Origin of the sequence: Bradyrhizobium sp. AZCC 1588 (genome assembly GCF_036924735.1) — a bacterium.
GTDB lineage: Bacteria > Pseudomonadota > Alphaproteobacteria > Rhizobiales > Xanthobacteraceae > Bradyrhizobium.
The window spans coordinates 155531-176177 of record NZ_JAZHSC010000001.1; the positions used below are offsets into that span (position 1 = coordinate 155531).

Annotated in this window: 17 protein-coding genes, 1 tRNA gene and 1 pseudogene; 13 read left to right on the forward strand and 6 right to left on the reverse strand. The window is 59.3% G+C overall.

What is annotated here, in order from left to right:
* Nucleotides 1-3: 3 nt before the first annotated feature.
* Nucleotides 4-2388, reverse strand: coding sequence for a TonB-dependent receptor domain-containing protein (locus V1277_RS00635; RefSeq protein ID WP_334414619.1), 2385 nt, complete (start codon nucleotides 2386-2388; stop codon nucleotides 4-6).
* Nucleotides 2389-2603: 215 nt separating this feature from the next.
* Between V1277_RS00635 and V1277_RS00640 the strand changes: the two genes are divergently transcribed.
* Genes V1277_RS00640 through V1277_RS00655 form a run of 4 tightly spaced genes read left to right on the forward strand, consistent with a single transcriptional unit; the run spans nucleotide 2604 to nucleotide 6192 of the window.
* A complete protein-coding gene (locus tag V1277_RS00640) occupies nucleotides 2604-3308 on the forward strand; it encodes an ABC transporter ATP-binding protein (RefSeq protein ID WP_334414620.1) in 705 nt (234 codons plus the stop codon).
* A gap of 1 nt (nucleotide 3309) precedes the next feature.
* A complete protein-coding gene (locus V1277_RS00645) occupies nucleotides 3310-4707 on the forward strand; it encodes an ABC transporter permease subunit (protein WP_334414621.1) in 1398 nt (465 codons plus the stop codon).
* 8 nt (nucleotides 4708-4715) lie between these two features.
* Nucleotides 4716-5609 carry an ABC transporter permease gene (locus V1277_RS00650; protein ID WP_334414622.1) on the forward strand — a complete coding sequence of 298 codons (894 nt, stop codon included), beginning with the start codon at nucleotides 4716-4718 and terminating at the stop codon, nucleotides 5607-5609.
* The gene (locus tag V1277_RS00655; protein WP_334414623.1) at nucleotides 5584-6192 is read left to right on the forward strand and encodes a DUF3526 domain-containing protein; all 609 of its coding nucleotides are present in this window, start codon (nucleotides 5584-5586) and stop codon (nucleotides 6190-6192) included. The genes V1277_RS00650 and V1277_RS00655 overlap by 26 nt, the downstream gene beginning before the upstream one ends.
* A gap of 165 nt (nucleotides 6193-6357) precedes the next feature.
* Here the strand turns inward: V1277_RS00655 and V1277_RS00660 are convergent, their stop codons facing one another.
* Nucleotides 6358-6936 (reverse strand): Fur family transcriptional regulator, encoded by a 579-nt coding sequence (locus V1277_RS00660; protein ID WP_334414624.1) that lies wholly within the window; start codon nucleotides 6934-6936, stop codon nucleotides 6358-6360.
* Here V1277_RS00660 and V1277_RS00665 point away from each other — a divergent pair.
* The 4 genes from V1277_RS00665 (at nucleotide 6935) to V1277_RS00680 (ending at nucleotide 10515) form a co-directional block, all read left to right on the forward strand.
* The gene (locus tag V1277_RS00665; RefSeq protein WP_334414625.1) at nucleotides 6935-7129 is read left to right on the forward strand and encodes a hypothetical protein; all 195 of its coding nucleotides are present in this window, start codon (nucleotides 6935-6937) and stop codon (nucleotides 7127-7129) included. The two genes, V1277_RS00660 and V1277_RS00665, sit on opposite strands and share 2 nt — an antisense overlap.
* A 111-nt stretch (nucleotides 7130-7240) precedes the next feature.
* On the forward strand, nucleotides 7241-8179 hold the full coding sequence (aztC, locus tag V1277_RS00670) for a zinc ABC transporter substrate-binding protein AztC (RefSeq protein ID WP_442894555.1): 939 nt from the start codon (nucleotides 7241-7243) through the stop codon (nucleotides 8177-8179).
* A 52-nt stretch (nucleotides 8180-8231) separates the two neighbouring features.
* Nucleotides 8232-9437, forward strand: a complete 1206-nt coding sequence (locus tag V1277_RS00675; protein WP_334414627.1) for a hypothetical protein — start codon at nucleotides 8232-8234, stop codon at nucleotides 9435-9437.
* Nucleotides 9438-9567: 130 nt separating this feature from the next.
* Nucleotides 9568-10515, forward strand: a complete 948-nt coding sequence (locus V1277_RS00680; RefSeq protein WP_334420251.1) for a hypothetical protein — start codon at nucleotides 9568-9570, stop codon at nucleotides 10513-10515.
* Nucleotides 10516-11185: 670 nt separating this feature from the next.
* Here V1277_RS00680 and V1277_RS00685 read toward each other — a convergent pair.
* The 3 genes from V1277_RS00685 to V1277_RS00695 form a co-directional block, all read right to left on the reverse strand.
* Nucleotides 11186-12244 carry a hypothetical protein gene (locus V1277_RS00685; protein ID WP_334414628.1) on the reverse strand — a complete coding sequence of 353 codons (1059 nt, stop codon included), beginning with the start codon at nucleotides 12242-12244 and terminating at the stop codon, nucleotides 11186-11188.
* Between the two features lie 79 nt (nucleotides 12245-12323).
* Complete coding sequence (locus V1277_RS00690) at nucleotides 12324-13253, reverse strand: glutathione S-transferase family protein (protein WP_334414629.1); 930 nt, start codon at nucleotides 13251-13253, stop codon at nucleotides 12324-12326.
* A 235-nt stretch (nucleotides 13254-13488) separates the two neighbouring features.
* Nucleotides 13489-14385: a crotonase/enoyl-CoA hydratase family protein gene (locus V1277_RS00695; RefSeq protein WP_334414630.1), complete on the reverse strand. Its 897-nt coding sequence runs from the start codon at nucleotides 14383-14385 to the stop codon at nucleotides 13489-13491.
* A gap of 84 nt (nucleotides 14386-14469) precedes the next feature.
* Between V1277_RS00695 and V1277_RS00700 the strand changes: the two genes are divergently transcribed.
* The 5 genes and pseudogenes from V1277_RS00700 to V1277_RS00715 all read left to right on the forward strand — a co-directional run bounded on the left by V1277_RS00700 (nucleotide 14470) and on the right by V1277_RS00715 (nucleotide 19025).
* On the forward strand, nucleotides 14470-15111 hold the full coding sequence (locus V1277_RS00700; RefSeq protein ID WP_334414631.1) for a TetR/AcrR family transcriptional regulator: 642 nt from the start codon (nucleotides 14470-14472) through the stop codon (nucleotides 15109-15111).
* Entirely contained in the window at nucleotides 15108-16742 is a 1635-nt protein-coding gene (locus V1277_RS00705; protein ID WP_334420252.1) for an AMP-binding protein, read from the forward strand. Before V1277_RS00700 ends, V1277_RS00705 begins: the two co-directional genes overlap by 4 nt.
* Nucleotides 16743-16922: 180 nt before the next feature.
* Nucleotides 16923-17330, forward strand: a pseudogene (locus V1277_RS34915) (DUF1254 domain-containing protein); the annotation flags it as partial.
* A gap of 500 nt (nucleotides 17331-17830) precedes the next feature.
* Complete coding sequence (locus V1277_RS34920; protein ID WP_442894556.1) at nucleotides 17831-18100, forward strand: DUF1214 domain-containing protein; 270 nt, start codon at nucleotides 17831-17833, stop codon at nucleotides 18098-18100.
* Nucleotides 18101-18951: 851 nt separating this feature from the next.
* A tRNA-Gln gene (locus tag V1277_RS00715) sits at nucleotides 18952-19025 on the forward strand.
* Here V1277_RS00715 and V1277_RS00720 read toward each other — a convergent pair.
* On the reverse strand, nucleotides 19011-20567 hold the full coding sequence (locus tag V1277_RS00720; protein WP_334414633.1) for a recombinase family protein: 1557 nt from the start codon (nucleotides 20565-20567) through the stop codon (nucleotides 19011-19013). The genes V1277_RS00715 and V1277_RS00720 overlap by 15 nt on opposite strands.
* Between the last annotated feature and the right edge of the window lie 80 nt (nucleotides 20568-20647).

Sequence of the window (20647 nt, forward strand, 5' to 3'; positions counted from 1 at the left end):
CCATCAGAATTTGAAGGACGCCCCGACTTCGTAGGTCCGCGGTGCCCCCAGTAAGATCTGATCTGGATAGAATGGAGAGCTCCATGCCGCGTACTTCGCATCGGTGAAGTTACGTACCCGGAAGGTGACGCGCGTGCTGTCAAAATTCGGGAATGTCGGTGACTTCGGAATGTCGATAAAGGCGAAGGCATCCGCCGTCGTATAGGCGAGTAGCTTAACCGTATTGGCATCGGTGCTATACCGGTCGCCGACATGACGAACCGAAACCCCGAGCTCGACTGGCAGCCAACCCGGATTAAGGAAACGATACGAGGCCCCGCCGTTCACGACAACGGCAGGAATATTCGGCGGGGTATTTCCCGAGAACGATCCGCCCGTGAATTCGTAGTCGGCATAGCGTGCGTGGACATACGCGACGTTGCCCCAGAACTTGAGCTCAGGGGTCGGACGCACTGCCGCGGCGAACTCCACGCCCTGCGATTTGACTTTTCCAGCGATGTTGAGGCGTTGGCCAACCTGCGCCGAATACACATTGCTGCGCTCGATGTCGAAAGCCGAAAAGGTCCATTCGGCGCGACCGTTCCACAACAGATTCTTGACACCGGTCTCGTAGCTGCGGGCAGACGTCAAGGTCAGCGGCTGCGTCGGGCTCAAGAGGAAGATGCTGCCTACCGACAAGTCGCTCGCCGTCGCATATTGGCTGTAGAACGTCGTCCCCGGAATCGCTTCCCACGTGTATCCGATGCGGCCGGTCACAGGTTGCCAGCTTGTGGTGTAGGGGAAACCGGCCGTGCTGACACCGTTGACGTCGGTTGATGTTCGATCGAGCTGGAAGGGATTGTAGCGGAGACCGCCGATCAGCGCGAAGTTGTGCGTAACCTTCAGCCGGTCTTCGAGGTTGATCGCAAAGCTGTCGCTGGTGGCGGTCTGTCGCTGCGTCGTCAGCAAACCATAATAGCCACGGAACGGATCGACCAGCGTCACCTGATCAGAAGGAAAGTTCGCCGCGCCGGGCCTTGAAAAATCCAGGTGATAGAATTCGAGCGCCGTCACCAAGCGGTTTTCCATTCCGAAAACGTTGGTGTTCCAGGTGAGATCCGTGTTGTTGCCGACCATGTTCTGGTTGTGATGGACATAGAACCGTTCACGATCAACCAGGTTGGTGGCGGCGTTGAAGGCACTTACCTCATTGTTGTACCAGTCGCGGCTGGCATTGTAGTTATAGACCTGACTTCTCAGGGTGACGTTGCTCGTTAGATCCCACTCGAATCCTCCGCGCGCCCATGACTCCTTGATGGTCTTGTGGTTGTCGAGCACGTTATAGTTCGTTTTCAGCGTACGGCTGTCGATGGTGACAGGCCCGAGATTGGTGCCGTTATAATCGGACACTTTCGTTCCGGACACGATGCCCGTGGTCGCGAAAGGACCGCTAAAAGCGACCGGGACCAGCGGCGTGCCTTCATAGACCCGCGCATTGTAGTCCTTGTATTCGGTCGCGACGAAAACCTTGAACGCATTCGTGAGGCGATAATCCAGTTGCCCAGATACGTGCAGATTCTTTGTGTCGGTGTCATCAATGAAGCCGTTCTGCACAGATCGGCTGATGTCGAACCGGTAATCGAGGCCCTGGATGTTGGTGCTGCCTCCTGAGCCAACGCCGGTGCGAACACTGCCGAACGAGTCGAAACCGACGAACGCTTCATTCCTGATCGGTCCGGTGTAAGGTGCCTTGGTGACGTAGTTGATGGCGCCGCCGACCGCGCCCTGCCCTGACATCAGTGAAGATGGCCCCTTGAGAAATTCGACCCGATCGAGGTTGAACGTCTCCATGGTCAGCGCCGTGAAGCCCGTCGGACCGATATTGACGCCATTGTAAGTCACGTTGACCTGTTCGCCCTGGAAACCGCGCATGGAGAACAACACGTCGTTCGGCGCGTCGCTGGCGGTCACGCCAGTTGCGCCTTTCACCGTGTCGATCGTGGTGTGGTAGCCCTGCTCCCGGATCGTTTCCGCTCCGACGACCTCGACGGTTGCGGGAATCTCCCGAGGGGTCAGCCCCAGCCGGCTCGCGCTGGGCGTAACTACATTTGTGTTCAGCGGCGGCGCCGGCACCTGCTGTTGCCCTTGCGACTGCGGTGACGCCTCGGCGATGGTTGAGGGTCGCGGATTTCTGCTTGTCCGGGAGATGCGGCCTCTTTGCGAATTCGACAGCGTCGGCACTCTCGCCGTTGGTCGCCGCTGCGGCGCGTCAAAGGTAATAGGTGGCAACGAGCTCGCCGGCTGGTCGGGTGATGACGAAGGCGTCTGAGCTTGCGCTTCAGCCAAGCCAAAAAGCAGAACGCCCGCCAAAAGAGCTGATAGAGAAACCGAACACAACAGGTAACGCACGCTTGCCCCCACCCCGCGAACCACCTCGACCACATCAAGGCTTCACAAGGGACATGTAATGTTATAACGTTACATACGTCAAGGCAGCCCAACGAGCCTCGCCATGCGACCGCAGAGCGTGAAAAGCCGAATTCACTACTCTCTATTGCTGGCGTGCCGAACGAGGCCACCTTCGATGAGCGGCCGACGTGGCCAGTGGAGGTGTACGAGAAACCATGCTCGATGCGATTGAAGTGACGAAGCAGTTTGGCGCCAAGAGTGCCCTAGATAATGTCTCGCTCAGCGTCCTGCCTGGCGAGATCTATTGCCTCTTGGGGGCGAACGGCGCGGGCAAGACGACGCTGGTCAATCTGTTCCTGAATTTTCTCCAGCCGACATCCGGCAGCCTGCAAATCGGCAAGCTCGATGTCGCGCGTCAGCCGCTGGAGACGAAGCGGCTCCTTGCATATATCCCCGAACAGGTCACGCTCTATGGCGTGCTCTCAGGTCTGGAGAACCTGGCATTCTTCTCCTCACTCGCAATCGGAGAGCATTTGCCGCGGCAGCGGCTGCTTGAACTGCTCGAGGCGGCAGGTCTGCCTCGCCAAGCAGCCGATGACAGGGTCGCGACCTACTCGAAAGGCATGCGTCAGAAGGTGGGAATTGCCATCGCACTGGCCAAGAATGCCAAAGCCCTCTTGCTCGACGAGCCCACCTCAGGACTTGACCCGTCCGCGGCCAACGAGTTCTCGGAGCTTCTCGTCAAGGCCAGCAATGACGGCGTGACCGTCCTGACGACAACACACGATCTCTTCCACGCGAAGCAGACCGGGACCCGCATCGGCATCATGAAGCAAGGGCGGCTGGTGGAAGAACTCAGGAGCGAGGAGGTCAGCCATGCCGATCTTGAAGCGCTGTACCTCAAGCACATGAAGAGTTGACGTGTTCGCAATCATCGCCGCCAAAGATCTTCGCGTGCTGACCCGCGACGGGCGTCTGCTCTGGGCTGGAGGGCTGGTCGTCATCCTCATGCTGGTGGCTCTGGCGGCCGGATGGAATCGGCAGGTTCAGCTGAATAGCGAACGGTCGGCAGGCCAAGCCCTCGACCATGACGCCTGGCTTCACCAAGGCTATCGGCACCCGCACGATGCGGCGGAACAGGGCATGCATGTGTTCAAGCCTGAACCATCGCTTGCCGTCTTCGATCCCGGCATTGGGCCGTTTGTTGGCTCGACCGTCTGGCTACAGGCGCATCGCCAGAGCGAAGTCAAGTTCCGGCCGGCCCAGGATGCAACCGGTTTGCAGCGGTTCGGCGAGTTATCGCCAGCTTGGCTTCTTCAGGTTTTGCTTCCCCTGCTCATTATCGTCATCGGCTTCAACTCTGTGAGCGACGAGCGCGAACGCGGAACGTTGCGCCAGCTGCTCAGCCTGGGCGCGCCCACGCGGAGCCTTCTTTACGGCAAAGCGGCGGCGCTCGCGAGCTGCGTTGGCATTCTGATTGCTCCAGTCGGCCTTGCGTTTGCAGTACTCATCGTTGCTCGCCTACCCGCTGGAGAGCGCGTGGACGTGGTCTATCGGATTGCGTGGCTCGCGGCGGGATACGGCCTCTATCTCGGCTTTTTCGTGTTTCTGACCCTGGCGGTATCAGCACTCGCGCATTCGTCGCGGACCGCCCTGGTCTTGCTCCTGGGCTTCTGGGTCGCCGCAACGCTGATTGCTCCGCGCACCGCCTCCGAGGCGACGAATTTGCTCCATCCCACGCCGTCCCGGCTCGACTTTGACAATCAACTCGCGCACGACGTGGCAGACGCTGGCCGCAAGGCCTGGTCCATCCACTTCGGTGCGCGAACGCCGTGGGATCCATCGGTTCCGCTCAGCAAGTGGGGCGCGGCGCTGAAAGTCGATGACGAGGCGGGTTACGGCGCACTTGATGAAAACTTCGGCAGGCTTTGGGACACATTCGAGCGTCAACAACGCGCGCAAGAGTGGGTCGGCCTTGTTGCCCCGGTCGTTGCACTCCGCGGCTTCTCCATGGGCCTGGCGGGAACGGACTTTTCCCAGCATCGCGACTTCTCAACCGCGGCCGAAGGCCAACGGCGGAAGATTCAGAACATTGTCAGTGAGGACTTGATCGAACACGCCGATCGCTTGGGTAATGCGCATTTCACCTACAAGGCTGGCCCCGAGCTGTGGGCAAGCGTGCCGCAATTCAAGTATGAACTTCCGTCTGTGTCGTTTGCCTTGGCGCACCATTGGGCGAGCCTTGCGCTGCTCGCCGTCATGTTCTGCCTCTCCGTCGCGCTCGCGCAGTATGCGCTCTCCCGTCCGCTGATGCGCTAGGCAGTCGAATGAAGACAATGCAGCCTCGCCCGCTCTCCACCTTGTCGCTGATCGTACTGCACGAGGCCCGCATCCTTGTCCGCGACCGCACGCTGCTGCTGGTGTGTTGCGTTCTGGCCCTCATGGTGGGTTACGGACTATTTGTGGGACTGGCGCAAGCAACGCTCCGCGACCGCATGGTCGCTCAAGTCCTCAAACACGAACAAGAGACCCAAACGGCAAATAGCGGGATGCTCCAATCCGTTCTCGCTGGCCAAACCGCGCTGATACCGTTCTCCAATCCCGCGAACCCCGCTGCCATGGCCGGCACCTTGTCCGGGCGTTACGCCACGATGCCCAACGCGCCGCTCGCGGCGCTGGCGATCGGTCAGTCGGACATGATGCCCAATTATTACCGCATCACCTATTTGAGCAAAGTTCAGTTCATGTACGACACGGAAATCGAAAATCCCTGGAATCTGCTCAGCGGGCACTTCGATCTCGCTTTCGTTGTCGTATTCGTACTGCCTCTGCTGGTTACGACGCTCGGGTATAACCTGCTGTCGGCAGAGCGCGAACATGGCACCTTGCGCATGCTGTGTTCGCAACCGCTTTCCATCGCAACGTTGATGACCGGGAAAGTCATCGTGCGCATGCTTGCGCTGCTGGCGATCGTCATTCCTGTGCCGCTCGTGGTCCTGCTTTTGATCCGTCCCGAAGCCCGCGGCGCGGAGCAACTGGTCTTGATGCTGTCGTGGTCGGCGCTGGTGGCGGCGTATACCTTGTTTCTGGTTCGCGGTCGCGGCCTTGGTCAACACCGTTGGCCTCTCATCTTCGACCAATGCGTTGATCATGGTGGCACTCTGGACGATTCTTGTGCTCATCTTGCCGGTGACAATGAACCTTGCCGTGGGATTGGTTAGCCCGGCCCCCTCCCGCACCGAATTGGCCAACCGCACGCGCGTCGCAACCGCCGAATCATTGCGTGAATACGAGGACCTCTATAGCGCGGATTATCGCTATGCCTCCGATCCAGAAGCGCTGCTGGTAAAAAATGAACGCATCGAAGTGCCTTCGCGCATGCGTGCATTTTTTCTGGCCAAGCAAAACGTCGATGAGCGAATCGAGCCGCTTTTGAAACATTTTGATCAGCAACTGCTGCAACAGCAAAAACTTGTCGACAGGCTGAGCTTGCTATCGCCTGCGATTCTCGTCAATGAAGCGCTAACCTCTATCGCCGGCACCGATTCACGCCGTTTCCTCGCCTTCAAGGATCAGACCGAGGCTTTTCACAAAAAATGGCGGCAGTATTTCTCTCCCAGAATCCTGGAGAGCCGCGCCATGACCGTGCATGACCTGTCATCATTGCCCCGGTGGCATTGGATTGAGATGCCGGCAAGCGAAATCAACTGGAGCATTTGGTGGCGGGCCATGTTGATGCTGGCGCTCGCGTCCGTGCTTGGCGGCCTCGCGCTTGCGCGCTCGTCCCGCGGGTCGATCGAGTAACTGTCCAAAGCGTTTCCGATCAGGACACCTCTGGTACGGAGAGTCGCCAAAGCTATCGACAACTGCAGTGAAGCCGAGACGGGGTATGACGCTTGCCGCTGCTCGCCGGCAAATACTCCTTGCGCCTAGCCGCGAGATTGACTGATCCTGCGGCAAGCCATGGGGTTAGCGTTCGGGCGTACCCGCGCATTCCGCACACTCGCCCTCCACCTCGATCGACGGATGTCGGGGCCTGAAGCCGGTTGTTTTCGCTGCGCCCCGCAAGCCGCGCGCCACCAGTTCGGAGGCCGCCTCCTGAACCGCGCCACATTGCGCGCAAACCATGAAGACAACCGTTTCGCCTTCTCCGTGCAGATGATCGCAGGCGAAATAGGCCGAGCGGGACGCCAGCCGATGGACGCATCCTGCCTCCTGCAGGAATTCGAGCGCACGGTAGACCTGCACGGCTTTGAGCTTTCGCGCATCGCTCACTTTCTCTGCGATCTCGTAGGCGCTCATCGGCTTTCCGGACGCCGCAAGCAAGGCAAGCACGCTTTGGCGCATCGGCGTGAACGGCACCCCTTTCGATACCGCGTACGAGCGGGCGCGCGACTCAACTGCATCGCCATCGACGGGGTGACCATGCGTCTTTTCGTGCGCGCGAGTTCCGCGCGGATCTGGATTGCGATGCATTCCGTTCACCTTGACGGTGTAACAGTATAACAGGTATTGTGCTGTTACAACATTACACCCAGGATCGTTCATGACCAAGTCCCAAACGCGGGAGGACGCCCTGCTCCCCGTCTCCATTCCGTCCCGATTCTTCGGTGGCGGAAAGAGGGCCATGGGCCAGATCATTCTTGGGATTGACTTCAGGTCCAAGCGCCGCGAGCGAATTTACGACGCAGACAAGGTCTGGTCCGGAGAACATACGATCCTGGACCACACAGAGATCTAGGGCGATTGCGCGCGGAACTGATCCCCGCCCCGCTTCGCGCAATGCGTTGTTATGTTATAACATTACATATTCTGTAACAGTTCAGGCTGAGGCGAGCATCGGATGGACGCGATCATCAAGACGTTAAGAACGGTCGTGCTTGCGGGACTCGTCTCACTATCACCGCTTGCTGCTGGTGCCGCGTCGACCAAGAAGCTCAATGTGGTCGCCAGCTTCTCGATTATTGCTGACTTTGCGCGTCATGTCGGCGGAGACCGTATCGATGTCAGGTCACTCGTCGGAGCAAACGGCGATCCCCACGTTTACGAACCCAGGCCCGCGGACGTCCGAACTATTGCCGCCGCCGACATCGTACTCGTCAACGGCCTTCGGTTCGAAGGCTTCTTGAGACGTCTTATCGAAGCGAGCGGAACAAAGGCGCCGGTTGTCGAGCTTACGAAAGGAGTCCAGCCGCTCAAGAGCACTGAGCAAGCGCACCATCACGGGCGATCTGGCCATCACCACCACCACGGCGACTATGATCCCCATGCGTGGCAAGCGGTTCCGAATGCCCGGATCTACGTCAAAAATATCGTAGACGCGTTCTGTTCGATCGATCCACCCGGCTGCACGACGTATGAGGCAAATGCCAAAGCCTATGATGCAACTCTCAGCGTGCTCGATGACGAGATCAGAACGACGATCGCACCCATCCCGCCCCGCAAGCGCATTGTCATCACCGCGCATGACGCATTCGGCTACTTCGCTCACGAATACGGTTTGACATTTCTCGCGCCAGAAGGCCTTTCAACAGACGCCGAGGCCCCAGCGTCCGACATCGCCAGTCTCATCCGGCAAATCAAGCGGGACAAGGTCGCCGCGGTCTTCGTCGAGAACATCACCGATCCCCGTCTCGTGCAGCGAATTGCCGCGGAAACAGGGTCGAAGGTCGGCGGAGAGCTCTACTCCGATGCTCTGTCCCGCCCCGACGGGCCGGCGGCCACCTACGTTGACATGATGAAGCACAACGCCTCGACAATCCGGAAGGCCATCGCGCCTGATGTCCCCTGATCGAACGCGTCTCGTTTCGGAGCGCGAATGCTGTTTTGAGAGAAAATATCCGATGACCAGAGTTCAAACCGGCACTATCGGTGTCCTTCTGACGACACTCGCTCTCAACTGCGCTGCTTTAGCTGGCGAGAAGACGGCGTGGCGCCTGTTCGTCTCCGACCATTCCGAGCCAATTGTGAATGTCATCGATCTCCTCAAGCAAGAGAAGATCGAAACCTTTGCGACCAAAGCGCCAGCTCGTCTCTACCGCAGCAAGACCGGACGGACGGTCCTTGCCGTGCAGAGAGGTGCGGACCTGGTCACAGCGATTGATAGTGGCATATCATTTGACGATCATGGCGATCACGGCGACATCAAAGTCAAGCCGCCGCGATTGCTTGGCGTTGAGATCGCGGGCAAGCAGCCATCGCACGTGGTCGAGTATGGTGGCGAGATCGCGATCTTCTTCGACGGCGAGGGCCGCGCGCGATTCGCATCCGAAAGGATGATCCTGGAATCGAAGTCTGTTCTGCGCGAAACCGCAGCGGGGGTGCCTCACCATGGGGTCGCGGTTGCGAATGATCGCTACACGCTCCTTTCCGAGCCTAACGTCAAGAACTCAGATGAATTGCCCATTGGCATCAAGATCGTCGACAAGTCTGGTGCGCAAATCGGCGGCGTTCATTCGTGCCCGGACCTGCACGGCGAAGCAACATCAGGAAACATCCTTGTTTTCAGCTGCGCTACCGGACTTCTCGTTGCCAGCATGGATGGGTCCGCGCCGCAGGTTAAGCACCTTCCCTACGCCGCCGCGCTGCCAAGCGGCAAGACGACCATCATGCTTGGCGGACGAGGCTTGCAATACTTCCTTGGCAATTACGGTTCTGACAAGGTCGTTCTGATGGAGCCGACTGATGCGGAACCGTTCCGCCTCGTGACATTGCCAGTGCGGCGGGTGGATTTTGCCGTGGATCCAGTCCGCGCAAAATTCGCGTACATCTTTACGGAAGATGGACGCTTGCATCGATTGGATGTTGTCGCCGGAAAGCTTGACGGATCGCTACGAGTGACCGAGCCCTACTCCATGGACGGTCACTGGAATGATCCGCGCCCACGGCTGGCAGTCGCTGGTGACAAGATCGCTGTGACTGATCCGGCAAGAGGCGTCGTTTCGCTCGTCGACGCAATGAGCCTCACCAAGGCCAGTGAAATCAGCCTCGGCGGGAGGCCCTTCAATATTGTTGCGGTCGGCGGATCAGGTCAGACTCATGACGAATAGCGGCGGATCTGAACCAACGCGGCCTTTGCAGAGCGTGGCGACATCCGAGCCGGGTGCAAGATACGTGGACAAGAGAGCTGTTGCGTTGCAGTCAAGAGTGCACCTTCTGAACATTGTCGGCCTCGTCAGCATGACTGTCTTGTCCAGTTCGGACCCAGCTTTTGCGGTAGGTCAGTCATCGGCCGTGCCGGCCTGGTTGCAGCCCCATGTCGGCGACAGCGAAGGTCAAATCGCACCAGTGGTCTTGGAGAGAGCTCGCGCGCTCTACCTGAAAAAGGTGCGTGCAGGCGCGGTCAGAAATCCCTGCTACTTCGCTATGGACGCTACGCGGCCCAACTATACAAGTGAAGGCAACTTGGGGCGCCGGTTCTACATTATCTGCGAGGCCGACCGGTCGTTTCGCGCAGTTTCAGCGGGTCATGGCAGCGGTCGCGATCTGAAAGGCATCGCGGATATTGCAAATGGGAGGCGGTGCGCAAAGAACTTCGGCAATGCGATCGATTCCAACCTGACAGCCGGTGGCGCCTATGTGACGGTCGAGACGAAGACTTCCGTCAAAGGCTATTACCGCGTTTCAGCAAAGCAAGACGCGATCCTCATACGCTCATTCGTTCAGTTTGACGGTGAAGGTGAGACCGCGAATGCCAGAGAGCGCGCGATCGGGGGCCACGCGGCCGTATCACTAAAGGGAGTATGTCTTCGAAGGCACCCGCACAGCCCCTACGCGAGTCATGACGGTTACGTTCCATTTGGAACACTGGTCGATTACTCTGCAGGCCGCAGCAATGGTTGCACCAGTTGGTCGCCATCAGACGCCGAGCAAGTCATCGCGTTGATGAAAGACAATCCCAGCACGGTCTACATTTATCCTGAATCACACGATATCGACGCCATCGCGCAGGCAGTTGCGGCTGACCAGTTACCATCGCGCCGGGGGCTATATTGGAACCGATCCTGCTTGAAAGAAATCAGGTCTCCGAAATTTTGGTCAAGATCGGCTCTCGAGCCGATCATTGCTCAGTACAAGAAGGATCATCCGGTGCCGCCGACGCCGGCACCGATTTGTAAGGAGCCGTGAAATCGACGACAAAGGTGTGGACCCGTGGACCTGGGCGACATCGAGTTGGATCGCTTCTGCCCACCCGCCGCTGTCAGAACTTGAAGGACGCTTCGAGTTCGAGAAGCGCCGCCCATGAACTGTCGGAGAGCGCGACCACCAATCGATGGAAATCGTGGGAAATCGTAGTTTGGCGTAGAAGATCGAGGCCGTGGTAGCGGGGGTCCGCTACCGCCTTTCCCCACACTCGCCGGACCTGCTATACCTCATCCAATCCTTCGCATAGGGTCGTTCGTGAGCCGGGGACTGCCGCAACTGTACCCTCGTACGGAGGAACGTCGAAACCCCTTTCGGCGCCCGGTCGGGCGACAGCGACCTCCGTCGCGGAAAATCGAAAGCGGCATTTGGTCCGCCAGGCGCGGTGTTTCCGGTCGGAATTCCACCTGACTCCGATTGCAGTTTCAAATCCCGCATGATCCGACACCCGGCGGGAAGACTCAGGCGGCGCAGGCGCCGAGCGAGGCACAAGAGACTCGTATCCGTTGCTCGCTAGCAGATACACGGCGCGCATCACCGGGCGCCGACATTCAGCCATGCTGGTCGACGCCAGAAGTGCTTCGATCAGGATGACTTGGATCTACCGATCAATTCATCGGGACTGCCGAATTCAAGTTGGCGGTTCTACTGCGAATTACCGCCCCTCTCGAATCGCCCATGCCCACACCGGGTCGCCGGCATCGCGTCGGCTGATTAGGGTAACGCGCATGAAACGATCGTGCGCTAGTGCGGCGCCCAGCCACAATTCGTTCCATGCATCGAATATGGCGGGAGACATTTGCTCCCTTCCCGCCATGAGGCGCCACGTAGTTTGTCTTACGATCGCCGTGTCACCTTCAAGATGCATCTCCGCGTCATCGCCTTGGCCTCGCAGAAGGCGCGTAAGTGCGGTCGCGAAGCCTGCGACACCTTGGTCCACTCCACCGAGCATGGACGCAACCTCGTCGAACATATGCATGCCGATCAATCGGGCAGCTAGACCTCCCAAGTGACCTCCCTCGGCCGGTCCGAGCACCGACATCATTTCAGGCAGGATCGACGTGATATAGTCCATCGCGTAGTTGCGGAGCGCCTTTCTCAAGCGACTCTCTGGCCAATTCGTTTCGGGAAGGCGTGGCGCAAGTTCTGGCCTGAATGGCGGGCAGCGCTCACCGGGCGAGAATTGCAGCCGCTCTTCCGGAGAAAGCTCGTGATCGTACTCCCGGTAATATCCCTCCAGGCCGGGTTGCCCGTCGACGGTCTGTCCCGTGCAGACGAAGCCGAGGCGAGGGTTACCGAGAACCACGCCATTGTTGCCATGCCACCCCCTTAGCATCCCGCGCGACACTTCCGAGGGAATTCCACAAATTGCGGTGCCATACCAAAGCCAACGGGGGGGCGGATAACGAATCCATGCCTTCCTGTCGCTTTCATAAACGTATTCGACCTTTACGCCACCAACCTGATTGGCGAGGTAGTTGTACTGTGCGCTCGCGACCGCATGCGGCAGCCTGTCCAAACCAAGCTTTTTGAGGCTCGCGACGAAATGGGTTGCTTGCTGGCGCCGGAACATTCTGAACACGATTTCGGCAGCGCGAGCCGCCCCGGCGCGCGACGAGAGATGAAGGACGAGGCCCGTGAGATACGAATGATAGATCCGCTCGACCGCGCGATAGGCTTGCACGTCATCCGTCGAATTGTTCTCGATGTTCATTTGCTTCTCCGGGGCGTTCTTCAATGTACAGCTAAAGTGATGAGCGCCGTTGCGCTTGGTCAGCGGACCTGATCCGCGCCTAACTCCGTGTCTTTCGCAACTCGAAGCCGACACGCGGGAAATGGACCACGATGTCGCCGACCCGATCGTTGCAGATGCCGATGGCAACCTCGTCTACGTCGAGAAATTCGACGCGGCCTGCGATTGCATCCTTCGCGTAGTCGATGGCGCGCACCTCGACGAGCGAACCGCATTCGGGATCCTCGGGATGTCGGACGCCATTTCTCGATGGCGGCGCCGGCTCGACTTTGCGTGCGATCTCCAGCGCTTCATCTGGCGCAATCTCCTCACGCTCGCCATGCCCGAGTTGTTCAACTCTTTCCATCCAGCTTCGAACGGCAGAGAAGCGTTGGAGTTCGTGCGCCAACCGGTCGCTGCGGTCTGTTAGAAACCACAGCGCATGGAATATCGACAGATCCGCCACGGTGAATCGGTCGCCGCAGATCCATGTCCGGCCATCAGCCAGCATATCTTCGACAAGCGGCAACTGCGCACGGACCAGCGGCACGTTGCGCGCCGCCGCTCTCTCTACCGCCGCGACGCTCGGAACCGGCAAACCTCTCATCCGAGCTCTGTCTTCGAACAGTTGCGGCGGCATCAAATCGTGATTGGTGCCCCACGCATACAACATGATGGAACGAAAGAGCGGTCCTTCGGCCCAGGCCGACACTGCGTTGGCCAGCCCTTCGCATCCGGCAGGAAACAACGTCGGCGCGGGATGCCTCCGGTCGAGTTCCTTGAGAATCATCCGCGTGTCGCAATAGACATCCGCGCCAATTTGGAGAACCGGCGCGCGGCGATAGCCGCCCGTCAGCGGCGTCAGGTCGGGCTTCGGCATCACCGGCGGCACGACCACGCTCTTCCAACGGAGCGACTTGAAGCCCATCGCAACACGCACCTTCTCCGAGTAGTTGGAGAAGTCGTAGTGATGGAGAATGAGTTCGGTCATGCGCCTTCATTTCGCCAGCGAGAGGCCAGTGCGCCCGCGCGCCGAGATCCAGACCGCTGAGCCCGAGCAGCGCCTCGAGAGGATTGTGCCAGCTCATCGCGTGAAGGCAAAATCGAAGATGGGCTGTTCCAACACTGACGACCCCCAATCAGGACCCGTATCTGCATATAGGTAGCCAACGCCGTAGTATCGACCGGATGGATGTTGACCGACATCGATCACGCTCCTGGCGGCCTCAGTTTCGGCCATCCATTTCGTTGATCAACTTGCGCGCCTCGTCGCGCTCCGGAATCGGACGTCCGCTATCGCGCCACTCGATCGCAGCCTTGAATCCATGCTTCTGCGCGTAGCGCCTGAACCACAGGCCCTCCGGATTGTGACGCGTGATACCGTCGAACAGAGTCGCAAGCGACTGCGTCTGTTCGAGGCCCATGTTCAGCATGACCTGGTTGACGACCATCTTGTGCATTGCGAGGTGGCTCTTCGGCACGCCGGCGATCCGGTCCGCTAGCCTTCGCGTTGCCCCCTCAAGCTGCTCGGCCGGAACAGAGGCGTTCGCCAAGCCCCACTCCGCCGCCGTCCGACCGTCGATCATGTTGCCGGTGAACATCATCTCCTTGGCGCGTGAAGGTCCGAGCTTGAACGTCCACATCGCCGTAGTGGGACATCCCCATACGCGCGTGGGCATATAACCGATCCGAGCATCTTCGGCCATCACGATCAGGTCGCAGCAGAGCGCGATGTCGCTGCCACCGGCGACCGCGGCGCCGTGGATCTTGGCGATGGTCGGCTTCGAGCACTTCCAGAGGCTCATGAAATTTTCGGTGTTCTTCTTCATGAAAGCGTAGTCGACCATAGGGTCCCAGGGCTCGCTCTCCTGCTGGCAGGGGTGCTCGATCTCACTCTCGGCGTAGGCGACAAGATCGTACCCGCCGCAGAAGCCCTTGCCGGCACCTTCGATCACGATGACGTGCACGTCGTCGTTCTCCTCCGCCCACTCGACGGCGGCCCGGATCTCTCCAGGCATCGCATCGTCGATAGCGTTAAAACGTTCGGGACGGTCAAGAACGAGGCGCGCGATGCGGGGAGCGTCCTCGCGGACTGTGATGCTGAGGGTCGAAAAATTCGGCATGGGATCCTTCGGGGTCAAACCAGTCAAGGTTGACTGTAGCATCTACCTTGATACAGTCAACACTGACTGTCGAAGGGGAGAGGTATGCCAAAAGCGGCGAAGACCGGAGGCCGGGCTGGAGCGGCCGATTCCACACGATCACGTATCCTGGATGCCGCCGTCGAATGCTTGATCGAGGCCGGCGTCGCAGGCACGACAACGCTTGCGGTGCAGCATCGGGCGGAAGTTAGCCGTGGCGCCCTCCTCCATCATTTCCCGACCCACGCCTCCCTGTTGGCCGCGAGTGTGGCCGAACTGGTCCGCCGTAACGAGAGAGCCGTGTCGCAAGGCCGCGCCGGGGCCGGCCCAGCCGATAGTCTGGTCGCGGCCGTCGAGGCGCTCGCCTTCGCTGCGCGTCAGCCGGCCTATCTCGCGGAACTGGAGTTGTGGGCGGTCGCGCGCACCGACGCGGCACTGAAGCAGGCCTTGATCGCGGCCGAACGCGGCGCTCGGCGCGATCTCGACCGAGTCTACTTCCAGCTTTTCGGCGAGTGGACGGATTCTGACGCCTACGACGAAGTCGTCGCGCTGACGCTCCATTTCATCAGAGGGCTCGCAATTTCCGAGAATCTCCGCAGTTCGCCGGGGCGACGCGAGCGCCTTGTCGCCGCTTGGGCCGAAGCGATGCGGACCCTGCTCGAAACAAAGAAGAAGATTCCAGCAAGGCAAAGGATCGAGAGAGAATGAATACGGACGGGAAGAGGCTTCTAGAATCATACTGGCCGGCGGATACGACGCGAGGAATCCTTGACGTCAGCATCGGCCGGGCGCTGGCCACGACAGCCGCCGAAGTTCCCGATCGTACGGCACTGATCGAGGTCGTGCCGACGTCAATGCCGTCGCCCGTCAGGGTCCCGAACACCGATCGACGGTGGACGTACGCGCAGTTAAATGATGACGCGAGGCGTTGCGCGAGCTGGCTGCTGCGGAGCTTCGAGACGGGCGACCGCATCTGCGTCTGGGCGCCGAACGTGCCCGAGTGGGTTGTGCTGCAATACGGCGCGGCGCTCGCTGGCGTGGTCCTTGTGACCGCCAACCCAGCGTTCAAGCCGAGCGAACTCGAGTTCGTGCTGCGCCGGTCAAGGTCGTCCGCCCTTTTCCATCTAGCGAACTTCCGCGGCGTCGACACCGGGGCCGTCGCCCGCGACATGGAGAAGAAGACCGCTCTGAAGTGTTACGCTTTCGACGGCTGGCTCGATCAAATCCGGAGCACGCCGGCAACGCGCCTACCCGAAATCGACCCCGGACACCCTGCACAGATCCAGTATACGTCGGGAACCACGGGTCGCCCCAAGGGCGCGTTGCTGCACCACCGTGGCCTCGTGACGAACGCGAGCTACGTTGCCGCCAGGGCCGGCCTCGAAGACAGCGTCCTGCTCAGTCCAATGCCGCTCTTCCACACGGCCGGCTCTGTGATGAGCGTTTTGGGATGCATGACATCGCGCGCGACGCTGGTGCTGCCGTTGTTTTTCGATCCGCCGACGGTGTTGCAGGCGATCGAAGCGACGAAAGCTGAGATCGTCTTCGGCGTTCCGACGATGCTGCTCGCGCTGATCGACTCGATGAAGACCGCCCCGCGCGATCTGTCGTCGCTGCGCGTCGCGTTGTCTGGAGGTGCGCCGGTCTCTCCCGAGATCCATCGCCGCGTGAAGGAAGCGCTCGGCCTCCCGGTCGTCACCGTCTTCGGTCAGACCGAGCTCAGCCCGATCGTCGCGCAGACGAGCGTCGACGATCCGGAGACCGAGTTCGTCCACACCGTGGGAAAGCCGCTCTGGAACGTCGAAGTGCGTGTCGCAGATCCGATGGATCTTCGCGTTTTGCCGACCGGCACTGAGGGCGAAATTCAAGTCCGTGGATATCAGACCATGATCGGCTATTTCGACGCGCCGGAGGATACGCGTCAGGCCATCACGGCTGACGGATGGCTGCGCACTGGCGACCTGGGGACGCTGGATGAGCGCGGCCACTTGCGTGTCACGGGCCGCCTCAAGGACATGATCATCCGCGGCGGAGAGAATATTTATCCGGCCGAGGTCGAAGCCTGCCTGCTGCAGCATCCCGACGTCGCCGATGTCGCGGTGTTCGGGGCGCCGGACGAGAAATGGGGAGAGGTCGTCGCCGCGGCCGTCCGGCTGAAGTCGGACGCGACCGGAGGCGCGGAACGATTGACCGCGCACTGTCGCGCGGCGATGGCGCACCACAAGGTGCCGACGCTGTGGTTCGCCTGCACCGAGTTTCCGCTGACCGCGTCCGGCAAGGTACAGAAATTCCGGCTTCGGGAAGCATTGGCTTCTGGGAAGCTGGACGCTCTCCGATGAGGCGCTCCAGCCACGCGACAGGAGGACCAACATGAACCGAAGACGCTTTCTTGTCACTTCTGCTGCGGCGGTCGCACAGGTTTCCGGCGTCGCTCGCGCAACGGAGTCGTCCACCGACGCTCGGGGTAGCCTGCGTAAAGCGGCCGCTGACGCATGGATGTGGGTCTGCCACTGATCGAAATGGGACAACAACGGAGCGCGAGATTCGCCGAGGGGGTTCGAGCTAATACATTCCAGCATCAGCGCAAGCTCGTCTCAGCCAAAGGTCAGTTCGTCACGACCCCGAACAATGACACGCTTTATTCGCAGGCGTGGCTGAACCTCGAAAAGGGACCAGTAATCATCACCGTACCGGACTCAGCGGGCCGCTACTACTGTATCCCGTTCATGGACATGTACACCAACAATTTTGCTATGGTTGGCACCCGGACATCCGGGAACGGCCCTCGATCGTTTATGGTGGTTGGACCGCACGACGCGACCCTCAACCCGATGGTCATCCGCTCGCCCACGAATTGGGTCTGGGTTCTCGGAAGGACACTCGTCGACAGCGAGGACGACCTGCCCCGTGCTCATGCGTTTCAGGACGGGTGGCAGATCAGCGGCGCCGAGAGCTCGACGCTGAAAGCTTATGCCGGACGGTCCGCGCCCTGGAGCGAGTATTTTGCTTCCGTTCAAGAGCTCATGAACGAGAGTCCACCGCCGGTAACAGATATTCGCATTCTCGACAGCATGGCTCCCCTTCTGCGCCTGGGTGGCACTTTCGATTTGAAGAATTTCTCTGCCGATCAGGCAAAGGAAATCGAAGAAGGTATCTCGGACGCGAAGAAGATCTTGTCGCAGGCTCGCGGCCTCGGCCGCGTACAGAACGGCTGGACATATCCCCGATCAAGCCTGGGTAATTTCGGTCAGGACTACGACTATCGTGCGGCCGTGGCTTTAGGCGGCCTTGGCGGGCTGACCCGAGTGGAAGCAATGTATTTTCGTGCACTAGGTCCGGACTCTCGGGGGTACGACAGCGCGCGAAACTGGCGACTGACGTTCTCGGGCGAGCACTACCGCCGGTCGACGCGTTTTGGTCGTTGTCGATGTATCAGATTACTCCTGAGGGGCAGTTCTATTTCGTGGACAATCCAATCAATCGCTACACGATCGGAGATCGCACACCGGGCCTCAGACGCGGCGCGGATGGATCTATCGATATCTGGATGTCGAGAAGCGAACCGAGCACAGCGCCGAACGCAAACTGGTTGCCGACGCCTGCCGACGGAAATTTCACGGTGCTGCTGAGAGCGTATCTGCCGAAGCCATCGTTGGTCGAAGGCCGTTACGAACTTCCGATCACTCAAGGCATGTAGGGAACGCTGCACTTCAGACAACCGGTGTTTACCGATCGTCCGACGGGTATCAGTTCGACTGAAACGCCATGCTCAGTGACTCTCACCTCAGTCACGCCCACTCCGGAGAGGCGGCAGAAGCCATCAGAAATCTGGTGGAGGACCGTCACTGTGTTCAGCAATCCGGCGCGCCCACGTGGTGTAGCCATGTAGATAGCAGGCCGCCTAAATGCCTTGCTCGGGATAGAAGGCTCATCCGAACCAGGTCAAAGGAGTGTAAAGATGGTAGCGGGGGCGTTGCAGTGGCGGATCCACGTAGGGAAGAGATAAGTGGTGATCAGGCGGGAAGTTCGGTCGGATCTCGGTAGCGGCGGACGCTCAGGCGTGCGAGATTTCCTGAGCACCCTGCGTTCAATGGATTTGATCCATCGATCGAGATCGACGGTCGGGGTCTCAGCGACGCTGGCTCATGCGGGTCGAGAACACCCCGTGTAGCGGCTAACGCAAACTTCTCCCTTAGTTAAGGCGCCCAAGCGCTACCATCGAGCGTACGAAATCGTACAAAATCGTAGTCTGGCGTAGAAAATCGTGGCCCGTGGTAGCGGGGGAGCGACTCGAACCACCGACCGGAGCAATTTTCGTTCTCTTAGCCAAGCCGCGCTGACGGCTTAATCAGAGTCAGCTAATGGAAAGAACAATGCTATGTCCCAGGATAACGCAGCAAAGCCTACGAAAACCGCTAGATGCAGGCTGTTTCGAGGGCGATTCAACAAGGGCTGGACCGAAACCACCGGTGCAGTTATATGATCGGGACCATTTGCGAAGCCATTTGCAAAAGTTTCGACAAGAAACGATGTAATATCAATGGTTTATGGGGAATGGTGTAACGGTAGCACAACAGACTCTGACTCTGTTTGTCTAGGTTCGAATCCTAGTTCCCCAGCCAAGCCGGATGCCCGGGCGAATTTAGGCCTCCGCCGCCCTCTCCACCCGACGCCGCTGCGGTAGCTTCTGCTATCAGATTAAAGGGTTGCCGGAACGTCGCGGTGAGCTCGCCATCTTTCCAGATTGAGTTCGATAGTACGAAATTCAGAAGCCGTCGCTGTTCCTGGGCTTCTTGTTTTGCAAAGAGCCTTTGCGCGCCATGCGCGAGCTCAATCAATTGCGCACCCTCTTCGAGATACGAACGGTCGGCCGCCTGGTGACGCGCAATCTCCCGAGCAATCTTGTCCTGCTCGGTCCGCCATTGCTCAGACATCTGGGTATAGAACGAGCCGTCTATCCGTCCGTCGAGTTTATCGACATACATCGCGTGGAGACGGTGGCGCAGCCGATCGTATTCGCCCTGCAGGCGGCCGATGGCGGCCTCATGTTCCTTCTGCTCGTCCGCATGGCTTTCAAGCAGTGCCGTTCTCACCCACGACAGGACCTCGTCGCCAAAGGAGAGCCGCCCAAGAAGGGCAGAAAATTGTTCGCTGACCACCTCCTCCCGAACATAGGGTTCGGGGCATTTCCCCTTATACCCAGTGCAGTGATAGTACACGTAGCGCTTCTTCTTAAGCTCGCCTACCAGGGCGCAACCGCAATGTCCGCACTTGATCAGTCCGGAGAATGCAAAGTCTCGCTTGGTTTTGCGCCCGCTCTTACTCGCATGGCGTCCATCGAGCACCCCTTGGACTCGCTCCCATAGCTCACGCGACACAAGCGGCTGATGGCGGCCAACATATCGACGACCGTTCCAATCAAAATCACCTGTATAGAGACGGTTGCGTAAGATGGCGTGCAGGTTGCTCGTCGGCAGCGGCCCACCGGTCCGGCGATAGACGAGTCCCGCCGATTGCGCCTCGGCTGCAAGCTGTTTCAACGAAAGAGTACCCGTCGCGTACCAGCCAAAGAGGTGTGTGATCGTCCCGGAAAATTCGGGATCTGGCTCGATGATCTTTTTACCATTGAGGCCAGTAACGTTGCGATACCCAAGAGGCGCTTTCGAAGGCCAAATTCCTTGCTCCGCTTTTTCAAGCTGGCCCTTACGCGCTTCTTCTGAGAGATTGTCGATGTAGTTCTTCGCCATCAGGACCTTGATGCCGTGCACGAACTTTTCCGAGGATTTGGAATCGCGCGAGAGAACGACGCCCTCTTTGACGAGATGAATTTCGACATCAAGCTCGTCGAGCGTCACCCAATCCTTGAGATTACGATAAAGGCGGTCGGTCTTCTCGACCAAAACGATCCGTATATTTCTGTGCGACTTTAGATAGCGCACCATCTCTTCGAAATTTGTCCTGCCGGTATGCTTGGCGGTCTCGACATCAACATACTCCTGCACAATGGTCAGTCGGTTCGTCTGCGCGTAACCGCTAAGCAGCTTTTGCTGGGCAGGAATCGAAAAACCTTCCTTGTCCTGTTCTTTCGACGAGACGCGCGCGTAAGCAATCGCTTTCGTCGCATCGCCAACGGCAGTGATCTCGCTTCGTGTTTGCTTGTTCATGAGGCCTACCCTACGCCCGCGTTTGGAGGACCTAGGATCATTCTGCCGACGTCCGATTCCGGGCGCAACGAGATTCTTTA

Coding starts and splice junctions, on each gene's coding strand:
- V1277_RS00640 (WP_334414620.1), top strand. CDS start 2,604: ATGCTCGATGCGATTGAAGTGACGAAGCAGTTTGGCGCCAAGAGTGCC.
- V1277_RS00650 (WP_334414622.1), top strand. CDS start 4,716: ATGAAGACAATGCAGCCTCGCCCGCTCTCCACCTTGTCGCTGATCGTA.
- V1277_RS00655 (WP_334414623.1), top strand. CDS start 5,584: ATGAACCTTGCCGTGGGATTGGTTAGCCCGGCCCCCTCCCGCACCGAA.
- V1277_RS00665 (WP_334414625.1), top strand. CDS start 6,935: ATGACCAAGTCCCAAACGCGGGAGGACGCCCTGCTCCCCGTCTCCATT.
- V1277_RS00660 (WP_334414624.1), bottom strand. CDS start 6,936: ATGAACGATCCTGGGTGTAATGTTGTAACAGCACAATACCTGTTATAC.
- V1277_RS00675 (WP_334414627.1), top strand. CDS start 8,232: ATGACCAGAGTTCAAACCGGCACTATCGGTGTCCTTCTGACGACACTC.
- V1277_RS00680 (WP_334420251.1), top strand. CDS start 9,568: ATGACTGTCTTGTCCAGTTCGGACCCAGCTTTTGCGGTAGGTCAGTCA.
- V1277_RS00685 (WP_334414628.1), bottom strand. CDS start 12,244: ATGAACATCGAGAACAATTCGACGGATGACGTGCAAGCCTATCGCGCG.
- V1277_RS00690 (WP_334414629.1), bottom strand. CDS start 13,253: ATGACCGAACTCATTCTCCATCACTACGACTTCTCCAACTACTCGGAG.
- V1277_RS00695 (WP_334414630.1), bottom strand. CDS start 14,385: ATGCCGAATTTTTCGACCCTCAGCATCACAGTCCGCGAGGACGCTCCC.
- V1277_RS00700 (WP_334414631.1), top strand. CDS start 14,470: ATGCCAAAAGCGGCGAAGACCGGAGGCCGGGCTGGAGCGGCCGATTCC.
- V1277_RS00705 (WP_334420252.1), top strand. CDS start 15,108: ATGAATACGGACGGGAAGAGGCTTCTAGAATCATACTGGCCGGCGGAT.
- V1277_RS34920 (WP_442894556.1), top strand. CDS start 17,831: ATGTATCAGATTACTCCTGAGGGGCAGTTCTATTTCGTGGACAATCCA.
- V1277_RS00720 (WP_334414633.1), bottom strand. CDS start 20,567: ATGAACAAGCAAACACGAAGCGAGATCACTGCCGTTGGCGATGCGACG.